Source organism: Exiguobacterium sp. s130 (genome assembly GCF_018619055.1).
In the GTDB taxonomy this organism is placed as follows: Bacteria; Bacillota; Bacilli; order Exiguobacteriales; family Exiguobacteriaceae; genus Exiguobacterium_A.
Genome location: NZ_JACSNI010000001.1, coordinates 67,759 through 88,035 on the forward strand (window position 1 = coordinate 67,759; position 20,277 = coordinate 88,035).

The following is a 20,277-nucleotide window of genomic DNA, read 5'->3' on the forward strand; positions in this document are numbered from 1 at the left end:
TAACTGAAATAATATCCTTGAATATTACAAAGTAAGAAACGCAAAGGATTGTGGACGACGAATTTAAAAAAATATGATACCTTTAGTTCACGAAAGAAATTACATACCTCCTGATGTATGTATGGAAGTATGCTGAATGCAGTTGAATTTATAAAGAATAGGTGAAGAACATGCCAACAACTGATAAAAAAGATAAACCTGAACGTTCCTATACTTTGGCTCAATTGAGTCAGCTGACATTAAAAGAATTATATGAAATCGCAAAGACGAAGAATGTCCCGCAATATCGAGAAGCCCGTAAGCGTGAGTTGATGTTCAAGATTCTAAAAGCACAGGCGGAATCAACAGGTCTTTATTTCCTCGAAGGGGTACTTGAAGTCATCCCTGGTAATCCACAAATGCAAAACGATGGTGGCTTCGGCTTCCTTCGCCCTATCAATTATTCCCAATCCTCTGAAGATATCTATATCGCCGCTTCTCAAATCCGACGCTTCAATCTACGTAATGGTGATGTCGTCACAGGTAAAGTACGCCCACCGAAGGAAAACGAACGTTTCCAAGGGTTACTTAGTGTGGAAGCCGTCAACGGCGAAGCACCGGATACAGCGCGTAACCGTTTATTCTTCCCGGCGCTGACACCGATCTATCCGGATCGTTTAATGCGTCTTGAGACAGAGCCGCGTCATTTATCGGTTCGTGTCATGGATATGATTGCACCGGTTGGGTTTGGACAACGCGGTTTGATCGTCGCACCACCAAAAGCAGGGAAGACGTCACTCCTCAAAGAAATCGCGAACTCGATTCAAGAGAATCATCCGGATGTCGAGCTGATCATTCTATTGATCGATGAGCGACCAGAGGAAGTAACTGACATCGAGCGTTCGGTTCCGGGAGCAGATGTCGTCAGTTCAACGTTCGACGAAACACCTGACAACCATGTCCGGATTTCTGAACTTGTCCTTGAACGGGCGATGCGACTTGTCGAACATAAAAAAGATGTCGTCATCTTGATGGATTCGATCACGCGTTTGACTCGTGCGTATAACTTAACAGTGCCGCAAAGCGGACGGACGCTTTCAGGGGGGATTGACCCAGCAGCGTTCCACAAACCAAAACGGTTCTTTGGTGCGGCGCGAAACATCGAACATGGTGGCAGTTTGACGATTCTTGCGACGGCACTCGTCGAGACGGGATCCCGCATGGATGATGTCATCTATGAGGAATTCAAAGGAACAGGAAACATGGAGCTACATCTCGATCGTAAGCTGTCGGAACGCCGAATCTTCCCGGCAATCGACATTCGCAAATCAGGTACGCGGAAGGAAGAACTCTTGCTTCCAAAAGAGCAACTCGATGCGCTCTGGACGATTCGTCGGACGATGAACGAGTCGAACGAGTTCGTCGATACGTTCCTGCGTAAGATTCGCGACACGAAAAATAATGAAGAATTTTTTGCTGAACTTGAGAAAGAAAAGAAGAAGACGGTCCGACGTGCACCTGCTAAACCGCGTACCGTCAAGAAGGAAACGACGACGGAAAAATAACTATTGCGACGCGTAAAAAAATCGTTTAGTATAGGAAGGTAACTTACTCTGGCTCAGCAAATGGACCAGGGCGGAAGGAGAGAAATCAACCATGAAACAAGGAATTCACCCTAACTACAACAAAGTAGTATTTATGGATTCAACGACTGAGTACAAATTCTTAAGCGGTTCTACTCGTTCTTCGAACGAAACGATCACTTGGGAAGATGGTAACGAGTACCCACTCATCCGTGTGGATGTGTCTTCAGACTCGCACCCATTCTACACAGGTCGTCAAAAGTTCAACGCGGCAGATGGTCGTGTCGATCGCTTCAACAAAAAATACGGCCGCAAGTAATTACTTGCCGGTTCTTAAAAAACAGCCTGCCTCCATTACGGAAGCAGGCTGTTTTTGTATAGACTGAATTGCGAACGGTACGTAAGGTACGTCTTTAAGACGAACGAGAAAGCGATCCCGCCGACGATCCCGATCAAGTACGGCATGGCATCTGGATGTGCCAAGATGTAGTCGACGACTTTATGGAACGAGATATGACGACCAACAAAGTAGCCGGCGCCCAAGAACACACTGACCCAAATCAAAGCACCTGTATACGCGTAACTCGCAAAAATGCGAAACGGCATTTTTGAAACACCTGCAAAAAAGGCAGAGAGTTGGCGAAGACCAGGTATGTAGTAACCGATGATCAAGACCGATTTGCCGTAACGACGAAATCCGGCTTCAGCGGAGAGAATGTGTTTTTCTGAGATGCGCATCTTTGGTCCGACGCGATGCAACAGGGGCATGCCGAGTTTTAAGCCCAGCACGTAGCTAATCGTCATTCCAATGCAACTGCCAGCGTAAGCGGCAAGAATCGTACCGAACAGCGGTAGATTGCCTTGATGCATCCAAAAACCGGACAGGACGAGCAAGGTCTCATCAGGAACCGGCAATCCCACGATACCACCTGCGAGAAGGACGGAAAGACCAAGGGCGCCATATTGGTGCAGAATGTCATGTAAGAGATGATGAATCGGGGACACCTTCTTTCGCGAGAATCTTCTTCTTTAGTGTACAGGAAATGGATGAAGGTTGGAATGAAAGGACAAAAATTCTAGGTAAAGAAAAAATGAATTTTGATTTCCGGAAGTCAACCCTTTTTCTCAATACCGTTTCGAGCTATACTCGTTAAAGTGACTATTTTTAGAGGACGGTGTCGGACGATGATGCATGTAATAAATCAGTACGGCTGGATCGAAGTAATTTGTGGTAGTATGTTTTCCGGGAAATCGGAAGAGTTGATTCGTCGTGTCAGACGGGCACAGTACGGCAAACTGCCCGTTCAAGTATTCAAGCCGGCAATCGACGACCGGTACCATGAAGAGCATGTCGTCTCTCACATCGGAAATTCCGTCGTGGCGATTCCAATGGCGACGAGTCGTGATCTCTATGCAGCAGTAGCGGAAGAAACACAAATTGTCGGAATTGATGAAGTTCAATTCTTTGATGATGAGATCGTTCAAGTCATCGAAGCACTTGCGCAAGACGGAAAACGCGTCATTTGTGCAGGACTCGATCAGGATTTCCGGGCAGAGCCATTTGGTAAGATGCCGGAATTACTGGCGCGCGCAGAATTTGTGACGAAACTTCAGGCGATCTGTCTCTCATGTGGCGATCCGGCTTCCCGGACACAACGTTTGATTGATGGAAAACCAGCGAACTATGATGATCCGATCATTTTAGTCGGCGCTTCAGAATCGTATGAGCCACGGTGCCGCCACTGCCATGAAGTGCCAGGAAAGCCGAAGCCGCTCCAAACGATGCAACACCAAAAAGGATAAACAAAAAAGACGAACCGATGATGGTCGTCCTTTGATGTAACAGCTGTTCGCTTCTAAGTGAAGACGAATAGCTGTTTTTTTTTATCCCGTTTCCTGTGAGAAACGACTCGAGCGTTCGATGAAACGAATCGTCTCACGCACGATCAAATCCTGATCATGATCGAGGGTCGCGACGTGGTACGAGTTAAGGAGACAGTAGATTCGTTTATCATTCGTCCCGATGTGCTGGTGCAGATAATCCGAGCTCGACGGCGGAACGACGTGATCGGTCGCCGAGTAGAGAATCAATGTCGGCAGGAGAATGGATCCGAGGCGTCCTTTTGTCTCATCCATTAGACGGACGAGTTCGAACGCACAACGGCTCGGAACGAGGTCATAAATGATTTCGAAGGCTGCTCGCTTAATGTCCGGTGCCCCTTCCGGTAAATACTGTGGACCGTCCTCGAACGAAAGTGCTTCATAGGATGGAACGGAGAGTGCGGCATTGATCGTAATGATGCCGGCAAACGGAATGCCGTCAGCAGCGAGCGACAACGCAAGCGTCGCACCCATCGATTGACCGATGACGAAGACTTGATCGCATGTTTCTTGTAAACGTTCATAGCCGTCTTGCAGGCTTTGCTTCCAACATCGAGCAGTCGATTGTTCAAACTCGCGGACGTTCGTTCCATGTCCACGTAAGCGCGGGGCATAGACGGTAAAACCTTCGGCAGCAAATGCCTCACCGACGTCCCGGACACTCTGCGGAGTGGCGTTAAAACCATGACAGATTAGAATGCCGATCGGTCCACCTTGAAGATAAAATGCTTCAGCACCAGTCAATACAGGATAGTTCATCATTACTATTTTTCCTCCATTCATGAAAAAAACTCGTCGACGTCACTGCTTGGACGCCCACGAGTTTTTCACCGTATCATCCAAAGCCGCGCTTTGCTGGTCGGAGCACCTTACAGATTGCAGGTTGCCGTGAAGTCATAGAGCCAGGTCTCTCGTTCACTCTTGATAAATATCATATTGGAATTGTCGGATTAATCATTGAAACGATGGTAGCACGACCGAAAATGACTTGTCAAATCGTTCTTGACGAATCATGATCCGTTCAGTAAGCTAACTCATAACTTGTTCATCCATCGATATGCGCCAAATGGATTATTTTTGAAAAGTTGGTTGACTTTTAAAGGTTCGACCCGTAATGTAAAAATTAGTTTTACGACATAAGCAACAACACAACAACACACATACGAATTTCATACCGCAATACTTATCCAGAGAGGTGGAGGGACTGGCCCTACGAAACCTCGGCAACAGACTCATTATGAGCACTGTGCCAATTCCATCAGACAGATGTCTGAGAGATGAGTGGAGTGGATTCTGCCACTGTGCGGATCCAGGTCTCTTCTTGTTTCTCAAGAAGGGACCTTTTTTGTTGAATGAAGGGGGAAAACGGAATGATTGCATTTCATCAAGTCAAAAAAACGTACGTCACGAAAGATCAGACGATTGCAGCGCTCGACGGTGTCGACCTGACGATCGAAAAAGGTGAAATCTTTGGGGTCATCGGTTTTAGCGGTGCCGGAAAAAGTTCACTGCTCCGCTGCGTCAATCTGTTAGAACGACCGACGTCAGGAACGGTGACGGTCGATGGGGAAGATTTAACGCAACTGTCTCCGAAAAAGTTACGCCAAGCAAAACAACGGATCGGGATGATCTTTCAGCACTTCAATCTGTTGAATGCGAACACGGTCTTTACGAATGTCGCGAAACCACTCGTTCTCGCAGGCGTCAAGAAAGACGAAATTCGCCGCCGGGTGACGGAGTTACTCGAATTCGTCGATCTCGCGGACAAAGCAGATCATTATCCGGATCAATTATCGGGTGGGCAGAAACAGCGCGTTGGTATCGCCCGGGCACTCGCGACGCAACCTTCCGTCCTTTTATGTGACGAAGCGACGTCAGCACTTGATCCCCAAACGACACATCATATTCTTCAGTTATTAAAACGGATCAATGCCGAGTACGGGATCACGATTCTCTTGATCACCCACGAGATGGGCGTCATCCGGGAGATTTGCGACCGGGTCGCCGTCATTGAAGCTGGAAAGTTGATCGAGTCAGGAACGGTCTTTGATGTCTTTTCAAACCCGCAGACTGAGACAGCGAAAAATTTCGTTCGCTCCGTCATGCATGACGAGATTCCAGCGTCGATTCGTCAGTTGATCGAGTCCCGGAATGCGAATCCAATCTATAAGATTCACTTCCTTGGACATCACACCGGACAACCACTCTTATCGCAAGTCGCAAAACGCTTCGACGTCGATGTCAACATCCTGCACGGTAGCATCACGGAGTTGCAGGAGACGCCGTTCGGCACACTACTCGTCGAGTTGATCGGTGAGACGACAGAAGTGAAACGAGCGTTACACTACATCGATCAGGCGCAGGTAACCGTTGAGGAGGTGCTCGCTGATGCTAGTTAACTACAGTGATATCTGGACAGCATTCTTGCAGACGATGACGATGGTATCCGTTTCGCTCTTGTTCTCGACCTTGATCGGCTTACCACTCGGTATCCTGCTTGTCGTCACGCGAAAAGGAGCGTTACTTGAAAATGTTCCGTTGTTCACGTTCTTCAACAGTATCGTCAATATTTTCCGCTCGATTCCGTTCATCATCTTACTTGTTGCGATCATCCCGTTGACGCGCTTGATCGTTCAGACATCGATCGGAACAGAAGCCGCAATCGTTCCGCTCGTCTTTTACGCTGCACCGTACATGGCGCGGCTGATCGAGAGTTCCTTACTTGAAGTCGACAAAGGTGTCCTTGAGGCAGCAGAAGCGATGGGGGCGACGCCATTCCAAACGATTTTCCGCTTCCTTCTGCCGGAAGCACTCGGTTCACTAATCCTTAACTTAACGATTGCAACAGTCGGCTTGATCGGGGCGTCGGCGATGGCAGGTGCCATCGGTGGTGGTGGACTGGGTGACTTAGCAATTACGTACGGTTATCAACGGTTTGATACGAAAGTCATGATCATCACGGTCGGGATTCTCGTTATCTTAGTCCAAGGCTTACAGACGACAGGCAACATCGTCGCACGAAAAATCAGAAGACATTAATCAAGGGAGCGATTCAGCCATGAAAAAAGCAGTAGCAATTGGAGCAACACTCACGACGATTTTATTTGCCGGGTGCGCAGCATCAGGAGAAGACGAAAAGACGATCAAGCTCGGTGTCAGCGGTTCAGACACACAAGTTTGGGATTATGTCGCGAAAAAAGCAGAGAAGGAAGGCATCAAAATCGAACTCGTCAAGTTCTCCGATTATGTCCAGCCGAACATGGCACTGGCTGAGGGTGAGATCGACGCCAATGCCTTCCAGACGATTTCCTACTTCAACGCTTTCAAGAAAGAACATAACTTGAAGCTATCGCCGATTGCGACGACTGTCATCGCACCGATGGGGATCTACTCGGATAAATACAAGGATGTCAAAGACATTCCAACTGGCGGAAAAATCGCTGTTCCGAACGAAGCGACGAACATGGGACGCGCCCTCTTGTTACTGCAAGAAGCCGGTCTGATCAAGTTACCGGACGACTTTGATGGTAACGGTTCAGTCGATAAGATCGTCGAGAATCCGAAGAAGCTGAAAATCGTTCCGATCGTCGCCGGGCAAACGCCACGCGTCTTACCGGACGTCGCGGCATCGATCATCAACAATGGCATTGCCGTTGACGCCGGCTTCAACCCGATCAAGGACTCAATCGTCCATGAGAACGAGACCGCCAAACCATACATCAACATCATCGCAACACGGACGGAAGACAAGAACAAAAAAGAACTGAAAAAAATCGCGTCGCTGTATCAACAAAAAGATGTCGCGGCCTTCATCAAAAAAGAATACAAAGGCAGTACGATCCCGACGTTCGTTCCACTAAGCGACATCGGCGAATAATTTCAAAAGGAGAGTGGATAGCATGACGACACCAGTACGCACGACATGGGTAGAGACGATTGAACAGGACATCGAACAAAAACGAGAATCGTATCTTGAGACAAGTCACCGAATTCATGCGACGCCGGAAATCGGTAACGAGGAATTCTTTGCTTCGCGACTACATGCAGAGCGTCTAACGGCGGAAGGTTTTACGGTAGAACTCGGTGTCGCGGGGCACGATACCGCGTTCTTCGCGAAGAAGTCGAGCGACCGACCAGGCGCGACGATTGCCTTTCTTGCTGAGTATGATGCGTTGCCAGGCATCGGTCACGCGTGCGGACATAACATCATCGGCACGACGAGTGTTGCGGCAGCAATCGCGCTCAGCAAAGTGCTTGATGAAGTCGGCGGGAGTGTCGTCGTGCTTGGAACGCCAGCCGAAGAAGGTGGGCCGAACGGAAGTGCGAAAGGCAGTTTCGTCAAACACCAGTTGCTTGAAGGAATCGATGCGGCCTTAATGGTCCATCCGTCGGGACAAACGCGGATCACGGGTTCTTCGCTTGCGGTCGATCCGCTCGATTTCGCTTTTACGGGTCGTCCCGCGCACGCAGCGGCGACACCGGAAGAAGGCATCAACGCTCTCGACGCTGTCATTCAGCTCTTCAATGGGATCAACGCCTTACGTCAGCAGTTACCGGACGATGTTCGGATCCACGGGATCATCACGCATGGTGGCGATGCGCCGAACATCATTCCGGAATACGCAAAAGCACGTTTCTTCATCCGGGCGACGACCCGGGAACGGCTGAATGCCGTCACCGAGAAAGTCAAAGCGGTCGCGCAAGGTGCGGCACTTGCGACCGGGGCGACGCTTGACGTCATCGCTTTCCAAAATGAAGTCGACAATCTCGTCTTCAACCGGACGTTTGATCGTCTCTTCCAAGAAGAAGCAGAGGCGCTTGGGCAAATCGTGCACCTCGACGAACGACCGGGGCTTGGATCGACGGACGCGGGTAACATCAGTCAAGTCATCCCGACAATCCATCCGTATATCAAGATTGGTCCGGACGATCTCGTCGCCCATACAGAAGCATTCAAAGAAGCAGCCCGTTCGGAAGCGGGGGATGAAGCGTTGATCGCAGGCGCTAAAATCCTCGCACGGACAGCACTTCGCGTCCTCGCTGATGAACGGACACGCGGAGCGATTGCCCAAGAATTCCACGACCGGAAGAACGGGTATTTGTAACCGGAACACAATGACTGGACGCACTGATATCAGGTGCTCCAGTCGTTTTTAGTATCCAGTCGATCACGAATTGGGGAGGGGTAACAAAAGTGGGACGAAATCATAAAAGAGCCAAGACCGAAACATTTGCGCTTTGTTTTCTTGAAAAAGATATGCTAGGCTAAAGTTGTATAACTCAATAATCCAGTTCTTCGGGGTAGGGTGAAAATCCCAACCGGCGGTGATGCGATCGATCGATCGACGAGCCCGCGACCCGTGATGTACGCATCATGGCTGACTTGGTGAGATTCCAGGGCCGACGGTAAAGTCCGGATGGGAGAAGAACGAAACGACGCGATTCAAGCTGTTTTCTGAAAAAATGTTTTCAGGAGATGGTCTCTTTCTGCATGCAAAAAAGCAGAAGGCGAACCGTGTATTTCGTGAACCCTTCTATACAGACGCCCCTTTTTCAAGGGGCGTCTTTTTTATTTGAAAGGAGCGAACGCGATGTCACAGATGATGAGTTATGCTATGCAATTAGCACATATGTTAAACGGACAAACAAGTCCGAATCCAAGTGTCGGCTGTGTCATCGTCAAACAAGGACGCATCATCGGTTTTGGTGCGCACCGGTTTGCCGGTGGTCCGCACGCGGAAGTCGAAGCCTTGCGAATGGCAGGAGAGGCCGCCCGTGGTGCTGATCTCTACGTGACGCTCGAGCCATGCAACCATCATGGTAAGACACCACCATGTACGGAAGCGATTCTACAAGCCGGGATCAAACGGGTTTTCGTCGCAACGGAAGACAAACATGCGATTGTCGCTGGTTCAGGGATCAAACGGCTTCAAGACGCGGGAATCGAAGTCGAAGTCGGCTTGTTACGGCATGAAGCGGAAGTCCTCTACGAGACATTTTGGAAAACGATCGAACGGAAACGTCCGACCGTGACCGTCAAAATCGCTCAGACGATGAACGGGATCGCGGCAACGGGGGAACAGCGCTGGATCACGTCAGAAGAAGCACGCGCGAATGGTCGCGCCCTGCGTGGTCGCCATGATGCGATCCTCGTCGGAAGTGAAACGGTGCTCGTCGATGATCCAGCACTGACTTTACGCGCAGTGTCAGGCATCGAGCCGATTCGAGTAATCGTCGATCGCCGTGGTCGGGTGCCAGAGACCGCGCAAGTCTTTTGCGATGGAAAAAATCCAACGTACTGGCTGACGAGTGTTCCTCGGATAAGTCATGATCAAGTGACGGTGCTCGTCGGTGAATATGAGACGCCGGAAGCGATTCTTAAACGCTTATACGAACAAGACATCTGCAGCGTTTTGATTGAAGGTGGACCGACGATTCAATCCGCATTCTTTGAAGCAGATCTCGTCGATCGGATTGAAGTCTACCAAGCCCCGTCGATTTTTGAAGGGACTGCCTGGAACGGACGACATGATATCGAAGAACGTTTTCAAATCGATCAGATTGAAATGGTCGGACCGGATCTCCATCTGACGTACATCCGAAAGGAGGAGACGATATGTTCACCGGATTGATTGAAGAAGTCGGGACCTTAAAACGAAAGATTCCGCGACCGAATGGATTAGCACTTGAAATCGAAGCGCACCGGGTGCTCGAAGGAACAAAGATTGGTGACAGCATCGCCGTCGACGGGATTTGTTTGACGGTCACGTCAATGAGCCCAACCGGTTTTACGGCGGATGCTGTCCATGACACGATCCGTTCGACAGCACTCGGCACGTACCGGGTCGGAAACCCGCTGCAACTAGAACGGGCGATGCCGGCAGACGGTCGGTTCGGCGGACATTTCGTCAGTGGGCACATCGACGGGACGGCACGACTAATCAGTCGGCGACCGGACGGAGAAGCGATGGTGTACACGTTTGATGTCGAATCGTGGCAAAAGTATTGCATTCCAAAAGGATCAATCGCGATCAACGGCACGAGCCTGACCTTGCAACGCGTCACGCCGGAAACGATCTCGATTTCATTGATTCCGCACTCCCGTCAAGTGACGACGTTTGATCGATTGGCAAGTGGTGCAGTCGTCAATATCGAGTGTGACATGATGGCGAAACATCTCTATCATTTCACGCAGCATGAGAAGCAGACGGACTGGGCAGCATTCTTAGGAGGCGACATGTAATGAACGGATTCGACTTGATTGAAGACGCAATAGAAGATTTGAAAAACGGACGACCGATCATCGTCTGTGATGACGAGGATCGTGAGAATGAAGGCGATCTCGTCATGCTCGCAGAACACGCGACAGCAGAAAACATCAACTTCATGATCACGTATGGAAAAGGGCTCGTCTGTGTTCCGGTTAGTCCACATGTGGCAGAACGATTACATCTTTCGCCGATGACGGACAATAATACGGACCCGCACGGTACGGCGTTCACGCTCAGCATCGATCATGAAGAAGCGAAGACCGGCATCAGTGCCGAAGAGCGTTCACTGACGATCCAGCGGATGCGGACGGATGGACCGGAGCGCTTCAAACGACCGGGTCACATCTTCCCGTTGATCGCAAAAGAGGGCGGTGTTCGGGAACGACGCGGACATACGGAAGCAGGTCTTGACCTTGCCCGTCTTGCCGGTAGCGATGAGATTGCCGTCATTTGTGAAATCATCAAGGAAGATGGCACGATGGCACGGGTGGATGATTTGCTTCTCTATAAGGAAGAACACGACTTAAAACTGATCACGATCGAGGCACTCGTCGCGTATCTCGAGCGTCCATTGACGCGGGAAGCGGAAGTGTTGCTTCCGACGACATTCGGAGCTTTCCGGATGGTCGGCTATACGACGCAAGATAAGAAAGAACATGTCGCCGTCTTATCCGGTGAAGCGCACGATGGGATGCTCGTCCGTCTGCACTCGGAATGTCTGACGGGCGACGTCTTTGGTTCGAAACGTTGCGATTGTGGTCCACAACTCGATGCGGCACTTGAGCGGATCGAACGAGAGGGTGGAGCCGTCTTGTATCTACGTCAGGAAGGACGCGGCATCGGTCTGATGGCGAAGTTGAAAGCGTACGAGTTGCAGGAACAAGGACTCGATACAGTCGAAGCGAACCATGCACTCGGTTATCCGACGGACATGCGTGATTATACGGTCGCGGCCAACATGTTGCGTGATCTTGGCGTGACGAAGATTCGCTTGATGACGAACAATCCAGACAAACAACGGGTGCTCGAGCAAGAGGGGATTGAAGTCATCGAACGTGTTCCCCATCAAGTACCCGTTGAACCGGAAAATCAGCGTTATCTGAAAACAAAACAAACGAAACTCGGGCACTGGCTCGATATCCAAGGAGGACACACATCATGATTTACGAAGGTTTCTTAACAGGAGAAGGACTACGCGTCGCAATCGTCGCAGCACGTTTTAATGAATTGATCACATCAAAACTCGTCGGAGGAGCAAACGACGCGTTCCGTCGTCACGGTGTTGCGGCGGATGCTGTGGATACAGCATGGGTTCCTGGAGCATTTGAAATTCCACTCGTTGCGGAAAAGTTAGCGAAAAGCGGTAAGTATGATGCGGTCATCACACTCGGAGCCGTCATCCGCGGAGCAACATCACATTATGACTATGTCTGTAACGAAGTCGCGAAAGGTGTCGCGAGTGCGTCGCGTGATACAGGCGTACCCATCATCTTCGGTGTCCTGACGACGGATTCGATCGAGCAAGCGGTCGAACGTGCCGGTACGAAAGCTGGAAATAAAGGATACGAAGCTGCCGTTTCCGCGATTGAGATGGCGAATCTTTTACGCACGATCTAACGAAATAAGGATAGGGTGACGGAAGTTTCCGTCATCCTATTTTTTTGTGGACATTTTGCAGGTGATAAATCAAATTTCAAAAAAAGAATAGTAGATTTGAAATATGAGGATTTGTTTTGAAGAAGAACGGTAATGATGTAATAAAGAAACTTTGAAACATTTCCCAATGTTTTTCGTAAATCAGGGTAACGCTTATAAAGGAGGAAATGAATATGAAGAAAACAAGGTGGGTAGCAGCTGGGATCGTCGCAGCATCGATTGGATTAGCTGGATGTCAAGATGGGCAGACAGATTCGGGTAGTGGCAGTGGGTCTGGTTCGACGAAGTCGGGGGAACTCTCGAATACGGAATTACTGAATAAAGCGACAGCCGCTCAAAAAGATATTAAATCGTTCCACATGGAAGGGACAGTCAATTCAAAAGCAGGTGAGATGGCAGTAGATCAGAAGGTATCAGCTGATATCATCCAGAAGCCGCTTACGATGCACCAGACGATGACGATGAAAAATCCACAAAACGGTAAGGACATGTCGATCGAGAGCTATATCGTCGACGATAAGATGTATCTATCGCAAAACGGACAATGGCTCGTTCAAGATGTCTCGGAGCTAGGTGATATGGTCGAGGCGATGGAGTCATCGGCATCGACGGATCAAAATCTCAAGCTACTGAAAAAGTACAAAGACAACTGGACCGCCAAAAAAGAGGGTGACGTTTATCAAATCGACGTCAAACTAAAAGGGGACGACCTCAAAGCGTTCATGAAGGATTCGCTCGAGCAGACAGGACAGATGGCACAGATGAAAGATGCGATGGACAGCATCGATTACAAGAAAATGAATTACACGATGACGTATGATGCGAAAACATTCTATCCGAAATCACTCGATATGGACATGGTGTTTGCGATTGAAAAAGATACCGAGTTCAATATGAAGAACGAGTCGACGTTCTCAAAATTCAATGAGATCAGCGAAATCAAATTACCTGCGGAAGCAAAAGATGCACAACCGCTCACAGGTGCAGCACAATAAACATCGAAGTCCCCTCTCTTCCATGAAGATGAGGGGACTTTTTGACGAAGAACTTCTTTTAGTGCTTCCGTCTGTTTTTGACTGACGGAAATCTGTTCGTGCATATCGCGGAATGCTTGAGCGTCATCCTAGTATTGAATCGAGATAGCTTTGAATAAATCTTGTCATTGACGACTTTCGTATCGATGAAGGACAGCACCTCACCGGACGCGGCATTCAAATGTTCGATCGTAGTGAACAGGAGGATGTGTGCTGTGTTAACGGTATCCGTGATCGTTGCTCCGTTATTCTTAGCCTATTGATTATTAAATGTCACGATTTCGTCAGTTGTTCCGAGACGGTGAAGTATGAATCACAACTAGTTGCATATTATTGAAATGAAGAAGTATCAAAATAGTTTCATAAAAAATAGTTTGACAATTATCAGTAAATTCTGAAAAAATGGTAAAGAACTACATATTTCATAAAGGGAGGTAACACGAATGGGAAATTCATTTAGTGACTGGATCAGTATGGTGTCCAATCTTGTTTGGGGACCACCGTTACTTATTCTGTTGGTCGGTACGGGGATTTATTTGACGATTCGCTTAGGATTCATTCAAATTACCAAACTACCGTATGCGCTGAAGCTCGCGTTTTCAAAGCATCAGGACGATAAGTCGGAAGGCGACATCAGTCACTTTCAAGCATTGATGACGGCACTGGCTGCGACCGTCGGTACGGGGAATATCGTTGGTGTCGCAACCGCCGTCGTCCTCGGCGGACCGGGTGCGATCGTTTGGATGTGGTTGTCCGGTCTATTCGGGATGGCGACGAAGTATGCGGAAGCAATCCTTGCCGTCAAGTACCGTGTCGTTGATGAAAATGGACAGATGGCAGGGGGGCCAATGTATTATCTCGAGCGTGGGCTGAAGCAGAAATGGCTGGGTGTCTTGTTTGCCGCATTCGCTTCAATCGCTGCGTTCGGGATCGGGAACGGGGTCCAGACGAACTCGGTCGCCCTCGCGATGAAATCAACGTTCGATGTGCCACTTTATGTGACGGGGATCGTATTGATGGTACTGACAGGCGTCGTCATTCTTGGTGGGGTCAAATCAATCGGAAAAGTTGTTAGTTTGTTTGTTCCGTTTATGATTTTCTTCTATGTTGGAAGTGGATTACTGATTCTCGTCATGAACTATGACTTGATTCCAGGTGCGATTTCGACGATCTTCAGTAGCACGTTCTCAAGCGAAGCAATTACGGGTGGCGCGATCGGGGCGGCGATTCGTTATGGTGTCGCGCGTGGTGTCTTCTCAAATGAAGCGGGTCTTGGTTCAGCACCGATTGCAGCCGCTGCAGCGAAAACGGACTTCCCAGGACGTCAAGCGCTCGTTTCGATGACGCAGGTGTTTTTAGATACATTGGTCGTCTGTTCGATCACAGGTTTGACGCTCGTCATGGGAGGACAACTTGATACGAAGTTACAAGGCGTTGAATTGACGACAGCAAGCTTCGAGGTCTTCCTCGGTCCTGCCGGAAAATACATCGTCACGATTGGACTCGTCATGTTTGCTTATTCGACTGTTCTTGGCTGGTCGTATTATGGCGAAAAATCAATCTATTATCTATTCGGTCAAAAATCGATTCTCCCATACCGTATCCTGTTCGTCTTAGTCGCCGGAGCGGGTGCGATGACGACGAACTTGAACATGGTCTGGGCGATTTCCGATGTCTTCAATGGATTGATGGCGATTCCGAACTTAATCGGTTTGATTGGATTGTCCGGCGTCGTCATTGCTGAGACACGACTGTTCCGCGAACAGTTGAGACGAGAAGAAGCGAATCGGAAAGTTTCGTAGAACATGTGAAAATGAAAGACTCGAAAGGAACTAGTGTTTAAGAATCATTTTTGAAAACGAATGATTCTGCCATCCTCGCTTTCCACAGGCGGGAGGTAAGCCACGGCAATCTGCATTCCATGCGGTTCGCCGGGTCTTTCCTTTCCCTGACGAAAGCGTGTACCCTGCTTTCTTTTCCTGTAGGAGTCGAGGAATAGGCATTCACATTCTCTATCTATTCAACGAAAGAGAAGATTGGTTTCTAGGGTATCCCTTGGAAACCAACCTTCTCTTTTTTGCGTGTGCTCCGTCTCATTCAATCACTTTTTACGATAAAGCATCAGTGATTCATAAGGGCGTAATGTCAACGTATGCCCCTCTGTCTGCATCTGCTGATAATTATGAAACAACACCGTATAGTCCGATCCGTCACGAGGTAACGTGAACGTCGTCTCTGTTCCGTAGAAGTTCGAAACGACAAGCAACTCTTCCTCGCTTGTGGCACGTTCGTACGCCCAGAGTGATGAATCGTCCGGTGTCAACAGCCGGTATGAACCGTCCGTGAGCACGTCATACCGTTTGCGGAGTTGAATCAGCCGTTTGTAATGATGATAGACCGAATCAGGGTCTGCGACAGCAGCCTCGACATTGATCTGATCATACGTCGGCGAGACCGGAATCCATGGCTCACTTGTACTAAAACCACCGTTGACGGCGTCCGACCAAGGCATCGGTGTCCGCGCGTTATCGCGCGATTTTTGACGGATCGCAGCGAGAATTACTTCTTCCGATACGCCGTTGGTCCGTGCTTCTTGATAGGCATTCAATGTCTCGACATCACGGTAGTCGGACAGATTCGTGAAGTCCGGATTCGGCATTCCGATCTCTTCTCCTTGGTAAATATACGGTGTACCTTGCAAGCCATGAAGCGTTGTCGCGAGCATCTTTGCACTCTCGACACGATACGCGACGTCGTCACCAAATCGGCTGACGACGCGGGGTTGGTCATGGTTACACCAAAAAATCGCGTTCCATGCTTGTCCGTTCATGCCAGTTTGCCAGTCGGAGAAAATTTGTTTCAACTGCTTGAAGTCAAACGGTGCAGCCGTCCATTTCTCACCGTTCGGGTAATCGACCTTCAAGTGATGGAAGTTGAACGTCATCTTCAGTTCTTGATTTTCGAGCGAAGAATATTGAAGACAATGTTCAAGCGATGTCGACGACATCTCACCGACCGTCAAGAGATCGTGTCCGGCAAAAACGGCTGCGTTCATCTCTTGCAAGTAGTCATGAACGTTTGGTCCGTCCGTATAGTACGCACGTCCGTCTCCCTCGGGATCATTGGGAAGCCCTGGCGTCTTCGAGATCAAGTTGATGACGTCGAGTCGGAAGCCGCTGACCCCTTTATCGCGCCAAAAGCGCATCATCGCGTAAACGTCTTCCCGGAGTCGGGGATTTTCCCAGTTCAGGTCCGCTTGCGTCTTGTCGAACAGGTGCAAGTAATACTTACCTGCTACCTCGTCGAATGACCAAGCAGGACCGCCGAACTTCGATACCCAGTCGTTCGGTGTCTCGCGCCAAATGAAGTAGTCATGATAGGGACTGTCCGGATGACGTCCTTCTTCGAACCAAGCGTGTGACGTCGAGCAGTGATTGACGACGATATCCATCATGACTGACAGACCACGTCGTTTTGTTTCTGCGAGTAACGTCTCGAAATCATCCATCGTTCCATACGAGGGATCGATCGCATAATAGTCACTGACATCATATCCATTATCGTTTTGCGGTGAGGCATAGACCGGCGTCAACCACAGGTAATCGACACCAAGATCCGCCAGATAATCGAGTTTGGCCGTGACCCCGCGCAACGTACCGGTCGCTTTGCCCTCCGGACTATAAAAACTCTTCGGATAGATTTGATAAACGGCGGATTTGCGCCAATCGGTTGTCGTGATCATCAGATACACACCTTTCTGAAATTACGCCGCTTTGTTCAGTGCGGCTTTTTTTGCGCGTTTCGTTGAGACATAGTGGAACAGGAACGTACAGGCGATAGGAACGATAATTGCGATTACCATGCCGACAATGAACGACAGGATCGACCCGGGTACGATCGAGATGAAAGCAGGTAAGCCACCGACACCGATTGCAGGAGCAAGGACACCGCTGACGGCGATGAAGGCAGACGCGATTGCTGATCCGACGAGTGCCGCATAAAACGGATATTTGAATCGAAGATTAACCCCGAACATCGCTGGTTCCGTGATTCCAAAGTAAGCGGATAGGGCCGACGTCGACGCCATGTTCTTATCGTTGACGTTTTTCGCGAGGAAAAGCATCGCAAGCGTTGCTGAACCTTGGGCGATGTTCGAAATCGCGATCATCGGCCAGATGAACGTCGTGCCGCTCTGTCCGATCAACTGTAAGTCGACGGCGATGAACATGTGATGCATGCCGGTGATGACGAGCGGTGCGTAGAGTGCACCGAATAATAAGGCACCGAGTAACGGAACAGCTTCGAACGTATTGACGACACCAATCGTGATCCAGTCACCGACTTGACGTGTGACCGGTCCGATGACGGCAAGGGCAAGGAAGCCCGTTAATGTGATCGTCGTAATCGGTACGACGAGTAATTGGATGGCGTTCGGTACGCGTTTTTTGAGCCAGCGTTCAATCGTACTAAGGACATAAGCGGCTGCGAGCACCGGGAGAATTTGTCCTTGATAGCCGACTTTTTCGATTTCAAACAGACCGAGGATGTTGAACGTCGGAATTTCACCTTTTAAAGCGCTCTGTCCGTAATTCCAAGCGTTTAAGAGATCAGGGTGAACAAGCATCAGACCCATGACGATTCCGAGGATCTCACTTCCACCGAAGCGTTTCGTTGCCGACCAGCCGACGAGTGCCGGGAGGAAGACGAAAGCGGTATTTGCCATCATATTGATCAGGTCCCATAATCCTTGTAGATTCGGATAACGATCAATCATCGTCTTGCCACCGAATTCGATACCAAACAGGTTATTGATCCCCATTAAGAGACCAGCGACGATGATCGCCGGGATGATGGGCATGAAGACGTCGGAAAAGACTTTGATCAACTTTTGGAACGGGTTCATTTTCGCCGCTCCTGACGATTTAACATCTGCAATCGTTGTCGCCTGCAAACCAGTCAGTTGAATGAATTCAGCATAGACCCGGTCGACATCACCAGCACCAATGACGATTTGATAGACGCCTGCGTTCAAGAACGCGCCTTTGACGAGCGGAACTTCAAGTAAGGCTTCTTGGTCGACAAGCTCTTGATTTTTAAGCGTTAAGCGAAGGCGGGTGACACAGTGAGCTGCCTGCTCGACGTTCTCCTTGCCTCCGATCTTCTCAATGATTTGCTCTGCAATCTGACGATAGTTTGGTTTCATCTCGATGCTCCTTTTTGGAAGTGACGTACTCGACCACTTTTGAAATGAAAACGTTTTCTTATATGCGCACACTTATCTTAACTTATCTATATAAGTTGGTCAAGAACTTATATAGATAAGTTAAGATGTTTAAAAAAGAGAGAACCCGTCATGTACGGATTCCCTCATGGATCATCATCTATTCAACGCCGTGCGATATCGGTAAATTGAAATTTATCGAGGCGGTGACGTGATTCCGTTCGCTCGAAATGTTGGCCTTCATAGAAGTACGTATCGTTCGTGACGACGATGACGTGTGTCATGTCGTGAAGATCAAGTCGTTCTTGGTCTTCCCGTGTCGCAGGGCGCGCTTCAATCTTTCGTTTCGCATAGCTGATCTGCCGTCCGAGTGTCTCTTCGATGTAATGATAGATGGATCCTTTAGCAATGTCAGCGGTTAGGTCGGGCACAAGTGCGGTTACGAAATGATTAATGTCACGGATGACGCGTTCGCCATCAATCTGACGAATCCGCTCAATACGGGTCACGTCTGTTCCTTGTGCCACATGCAATAACGAAGCGAGCTCAGGAGAGGCGGGGAGCACTTCGCATGATAGCACATCCGTCTCGACAGCATGTCGACCCATCCGGCGATGCGCCTCCGAAAAGCTGACGATTCCGTTGAATTGGAACTCGATCGCTTCTTGCGACAGAACGAAGACACCCTTTCCTTGGTGTTTGCGGACGAAGCCTTTCTCTTGCAGCGCATCGATCGCTTTTCGGACCGTTCCACGACTCGCCTCGAATTCATGCATCAATTCTGTCTCAGAAGGTAATTTCATGTCAGCTGGAAGCGTTCCTTCTTGAATCCGTTGTGCGAGTTGATGATAAATGGTTAAGTATTTCGGCATACAATCCGTCCTTTGCACTCAAATAGTACTTTTAGTGTAGCATGGAACGAATACAGGCATCAAAATAGCTCCACCTATGGTCCGGGTACAACCGGAAAACAGATGGAGCGCAAAAGTGTGAAGGGTATTTAACGAAGGGATGTCGAATACGTCGTACCCTTTTTGAGGACCGCTTGTTTTTCATCGAGTACGTCACTCGTCAAGAGTTCGATTGATGTGACCGGGCGTTCCAAGATGAATCCGAAATTACCACTATGCGTTTCGGATGGAGCATATGTCTTTGCCAGGGATTCGAGATAGACATCGTCTTCAAGTGTCTTTTCCGCTTCGTCATTCAGTTTGAAATGCGCAACGGGATTAAAGGTGACGGGTGCGTCACTCGTGTTTGTGATCGTAACACGTGTCTTAATCAGATCAAAGGACTCATCGTGCGTATAACCATGGAAGAAATCGATCATGCCGTAGCTTGGACGTGCGTGAAAGACTTTGATTTCTTCGATCGTCATCTTGATCGGACCAATCTTCCGTGTTTCGTTCACTCGTTTGAATTGTTTAAGCGTCAGGTCGCCCTTATCATCCGTGACGGTCTGATCGATTTTTGTCAAATCGCGATCATCTGGAATTTGCGGGTTTGGAACGTAGGCGCTTGTTTTTTCAAGCGATACCGGCTGCTCCTGTTTCGCAGACGCTGGTTCTTTTGGTGTGTCTTGTGATGCTGAAGTGCCACAACCAGCGAGCACCGTCCCGAGCATCAAAGTAGCAAGTATCTGTCTCATGAAC

General features: G+C 49.1%; 19 protein-coding genes and 3 riboswitches. Of the genes, 13 read left to right on the top strand and 6 right to left on the bottom strand.

Annotated elements, in window-relative coordinates; translation table 11 throughout:
• The first annotated feature begins 170 nt into the window (after positions 1 to 170).
• On the top strand, positions 171 to 1,544 hold the full coding sequence (gene rho / locus HZS85_RS00385; RefSeq protein WP_035410716.1) for a transcription termination factor Rho: 1,374 nt from the start codon (positions 171 to 173) through the stop codon (positions 1,542 to 1,544).
• Between the two features lie 91 nt (positions 1,545 to 1,635).
• The gene (locus HZS85_RS00390; protein WP_023469546.1) at positions 1,636 to 1,881 is read left to right on the top strand and encodes a type B 50S ribosomal protein L31; all 246 of its coding nucleotides are present in this window, start codon (positions 1,636 to 1,638) and stop codon (positions 1,879 to 1,881) included.
• A 35-nt stretch (positions 1,882 to 1,916) separates the two neighbouring features.
• Here HZS85_RS00390 and HZS85_RS00395 read toward each other — a convergent pair whose 3' ends face one another.
• Positions 1,917 to 2,567, bottom strand: coding sequence for a DedA family protein (locus HZS85_RS00395; RefSeq protein WP_052019115.1), 651 nt, complete (start codon positions 2,565 to 2,567; stop codon positions 1,917 to 1,919).
• A 183-nt stretch (positions 2,568 to 2,750) separates the two neighbouring features.
• On the opposite strand from HZS85_RS00395, the gene HZS85_RS00400 reads away from it, so the two are divergent.
• A complete protein-coding gene (locus HZS85_RS00400; protein WP_035410895.1) occupies positions 2,751 to 3,365 on the top strand; it encodes a thymidine kinase in 615 nt (204 codons plus the stop codon).
• An 81-nt stretch (positions 3,366 to 3,446) separates the two neighbouring features.
• Here the strand turns inward: HZS85_RS00400 and HZS85_RS00405 are convergent, their stop codons facing one another.
• Entirely contained in the window at positions 3,447 to 4,205 is a 759-nt protein-coding gene (locus tag HZS85_RS00405) for an alpha/beta hydrolase (RefSeq protein ID WP_251137616.1), read from the bottom strand.
• Between the two features lie 67 nt (positions 4,206 to 4,272).
• Positions 4,273 to 4,374, bottom strand: a riboswitch (SAM riboswitch).
• 249 nt (positions 4,375 to 4,623) lie between these two features.
• Positions 4,624 to 4,727: riboswitch (SAM riboswitch) on the top strand.
• An 86-nt stretch (positions 4,728 to 4,813) separates the two neighbouring features.
• On the opposite strand from HZS85_RS00405, the gene HZS85_RS00410 reads away from it, so the two are divergent.
• From HZS85_RS00410 to HZS85_RS00455, 10 genes are all read left to right on the top strand, one after another.
• Complete coding sequence (locus tag HZS85_RS00410; RefSeq protein WP_214852075.1) at positions 4,814 to 5,842, top strand: methionine ABC transporter ATP-binding protein; 1,029 nt, start codon at positions 4,814 to 4,816, stop codon at positions 5,840 to 5,842.
• Entirely contained in the window at positions 5,832 to 6,482 is a 651-nt protein-coding gene (locus tag HZS85_RS00415) for a methionine ABC transporter permease (RefSeq protein WP_023469541.1), read from the top strand. The genes HZS85_RS00410 and HZS85_RS00415 overlap by 11 nt, the downstream gene beginning before the upstream one ends.
• A gap of 19 nt (positions 6,483 to 6,501) precedes the next feature.
• Complete coding sequence (locus HZS85_RS00420; protein WP_029342773.1) at positions 6,502 to 7,320, top strand: MetQ/NlpA family ABC transporter substrate-binding protein; 819 nt, start codon at positions 6,502 to 6,504, stop codon at positions 7,318 to 7,320.
• A 22-nt stretch (positions 7,321 to 7,342) separates the two neighbouring features.
• Positions 7,343 to 8,548, top strand: coding sequence for a M20 family metallopeptidase (locus HZS85_RS00425; RefSeq protein ID WP_214852076.1), 1,206 nt, complete (start codon positions 7,343 to 7,345; stop codon positions 8,546 to 8,548).
• 183 nt (positions 8,549 to 8,731) lie between these two features.
• A riboswitch (FMN riboswitch) is annotated at positions 8,732 to 8,876 on the top strand.
• Positions 8,877 to 9,034: 158 nt separating this feature from the next.
• Positions 9,035 to 10,075, top strand: coding sequence for a bifunctional diaminohydroxyphosphoribosylaminopyrimidine deaminase/5-amino-6-(5-phosphoribosylamino)uracil reductase RibD (ribD, locus tag HZS85_RS00430; RefSeq protein WP_214852077.1), 1,041 nt, complete (start codon positions 9,035 to 9,037; stop codon positions 10,073 to 10,075).
• Positions 10,060 to 10,686: a riboflavin synthase gene (gene ribE / locus HZS85_RS00435; protein WP_214852078.1), complete on the top strand. Its 627-nt coding sequence runs from the start codon at positions 10,060 to 10,062 to the stop codon at positions 10,684 to 10,686. The genes ribD and ribE overlap by 16 nt, the downstream gene beginning before the upstream one ends.
• Positions 10,686 to 11,876, top strand: coding sequence for a GTP cyclohydrolase II (ribA, locus tag HZS85_RS00440; RefSeq protein ID WP_214852079.1), 1,191 nt, complete (start codon positions 10,686 to 10,688; stop codon positions 11,874 to 11,876). The genes ribE and ribA overlap by 1 nt, the downstream gene beginning before the upstream one ends.
• Positions 11,873 to 12,331, top strand: coding sequence for a 6,7-dimethyl-8-ribityllumazine synthase (ribH, locus tag HZS85_RS00445; RefSeq protein ID WP_035395821.1), 459 nt, complete (start codon positions 11,873 to 11,875; stop codon positions 12,329 to 12,331). The genes ribA and ribH overlap by 4 nt, the downstream gene beginning before the upstream one ends.
• A gap of 212 nt (positions 12,332 to 12,543) precedes the next feature.
• Positions 12,544 to 13,365, top strand: a complete 822-nt coding sequence (locus tag HZS85_RS00450; protein ID WP_214852084.1) for a DUF6612 family protein — start codon at positions 12,544 to 12,546, stop codon at positions 13,363 to 13,365.
• A gap of 482 nt (positions 13,366 to 13,847) precedes the next feature.
• Positions 13,848 to 15,206, top strand: a complete 1,359-nt coding sequence (locus HZS85_RS00455; RefSeq protein WP_214852085.1) for an alanine/glycine:cation symporter family protein — start codon at positions 13,848 to 13,850, stop codon at positions 15,204 to 15,206.
• 299 nt (positions 15,207 to 15,505) lie between these two features.
• Here HZS85_RS00455 and treC read toward each other — a convergent pair whose 3' ends face one another.
• The 4 genes from treC to HZS85_RS00475 all read right to left on the bottom strand — a co-directional run bounded on the left by treC (position 15,506) and on the right by HZS85_RS00475 (position 20,273).
• Positions 15,506 to 17,146, bottom strand: a complete 1,641-nt coding sequence (gene treC, locus HZS85_RS00460; protein WP_214852086.1) for an alpha,alpha-phosphotrehalase — start codon at positions 17,144 to 17,146, stop codon at positions 15,506 to 15,508.
• A gap of 21 nt (positions 17,147 to 17,167) precedes the next feature.
• Positions 17,168 to 18,607: a PTS system trehalose-specific EIIBC component gene (gene treP, locus HZS85_RS00465; RefSeq protein ID WP_056064163.1), complete on the bottom strand. Its 1,440-nt coding sequence runs from the start codon at positions 18,605 to 18,607 to the stop codon at positions 17,168 to 17,170.
• Positions 18,608 to 18,789: 182 nt separating this feature from the next.
• Positions 18,790 to 19,497 (bottom strand): trehalose operon repressor, encoded by a 708-nt coding sequence (gene treR / locus HZS85_RS00470; protein WP_214852087.1) that lies wholly within the window; start codon positions 19,495 to 19,497, stop codon positions 18,790 to 18,792.
• 128 nt (positions 19,498 to 19,625) lie between these two features.
• The gene (locus HZS85_RS00475; RefSeq protein WP_214852088.1) at positions 19,626 to 20,273 is read right to left on the bottom strand and encodes a DUF4352 domain-containing protein; all 648 of its coding nucleotides are present in this window, start codon (positions 20,271 to 20,273) and stop codon (positions 19,626 to 19,628) included.
• Positions 20,274 to 20,277 lie beyond the last annotated feature (4 nt).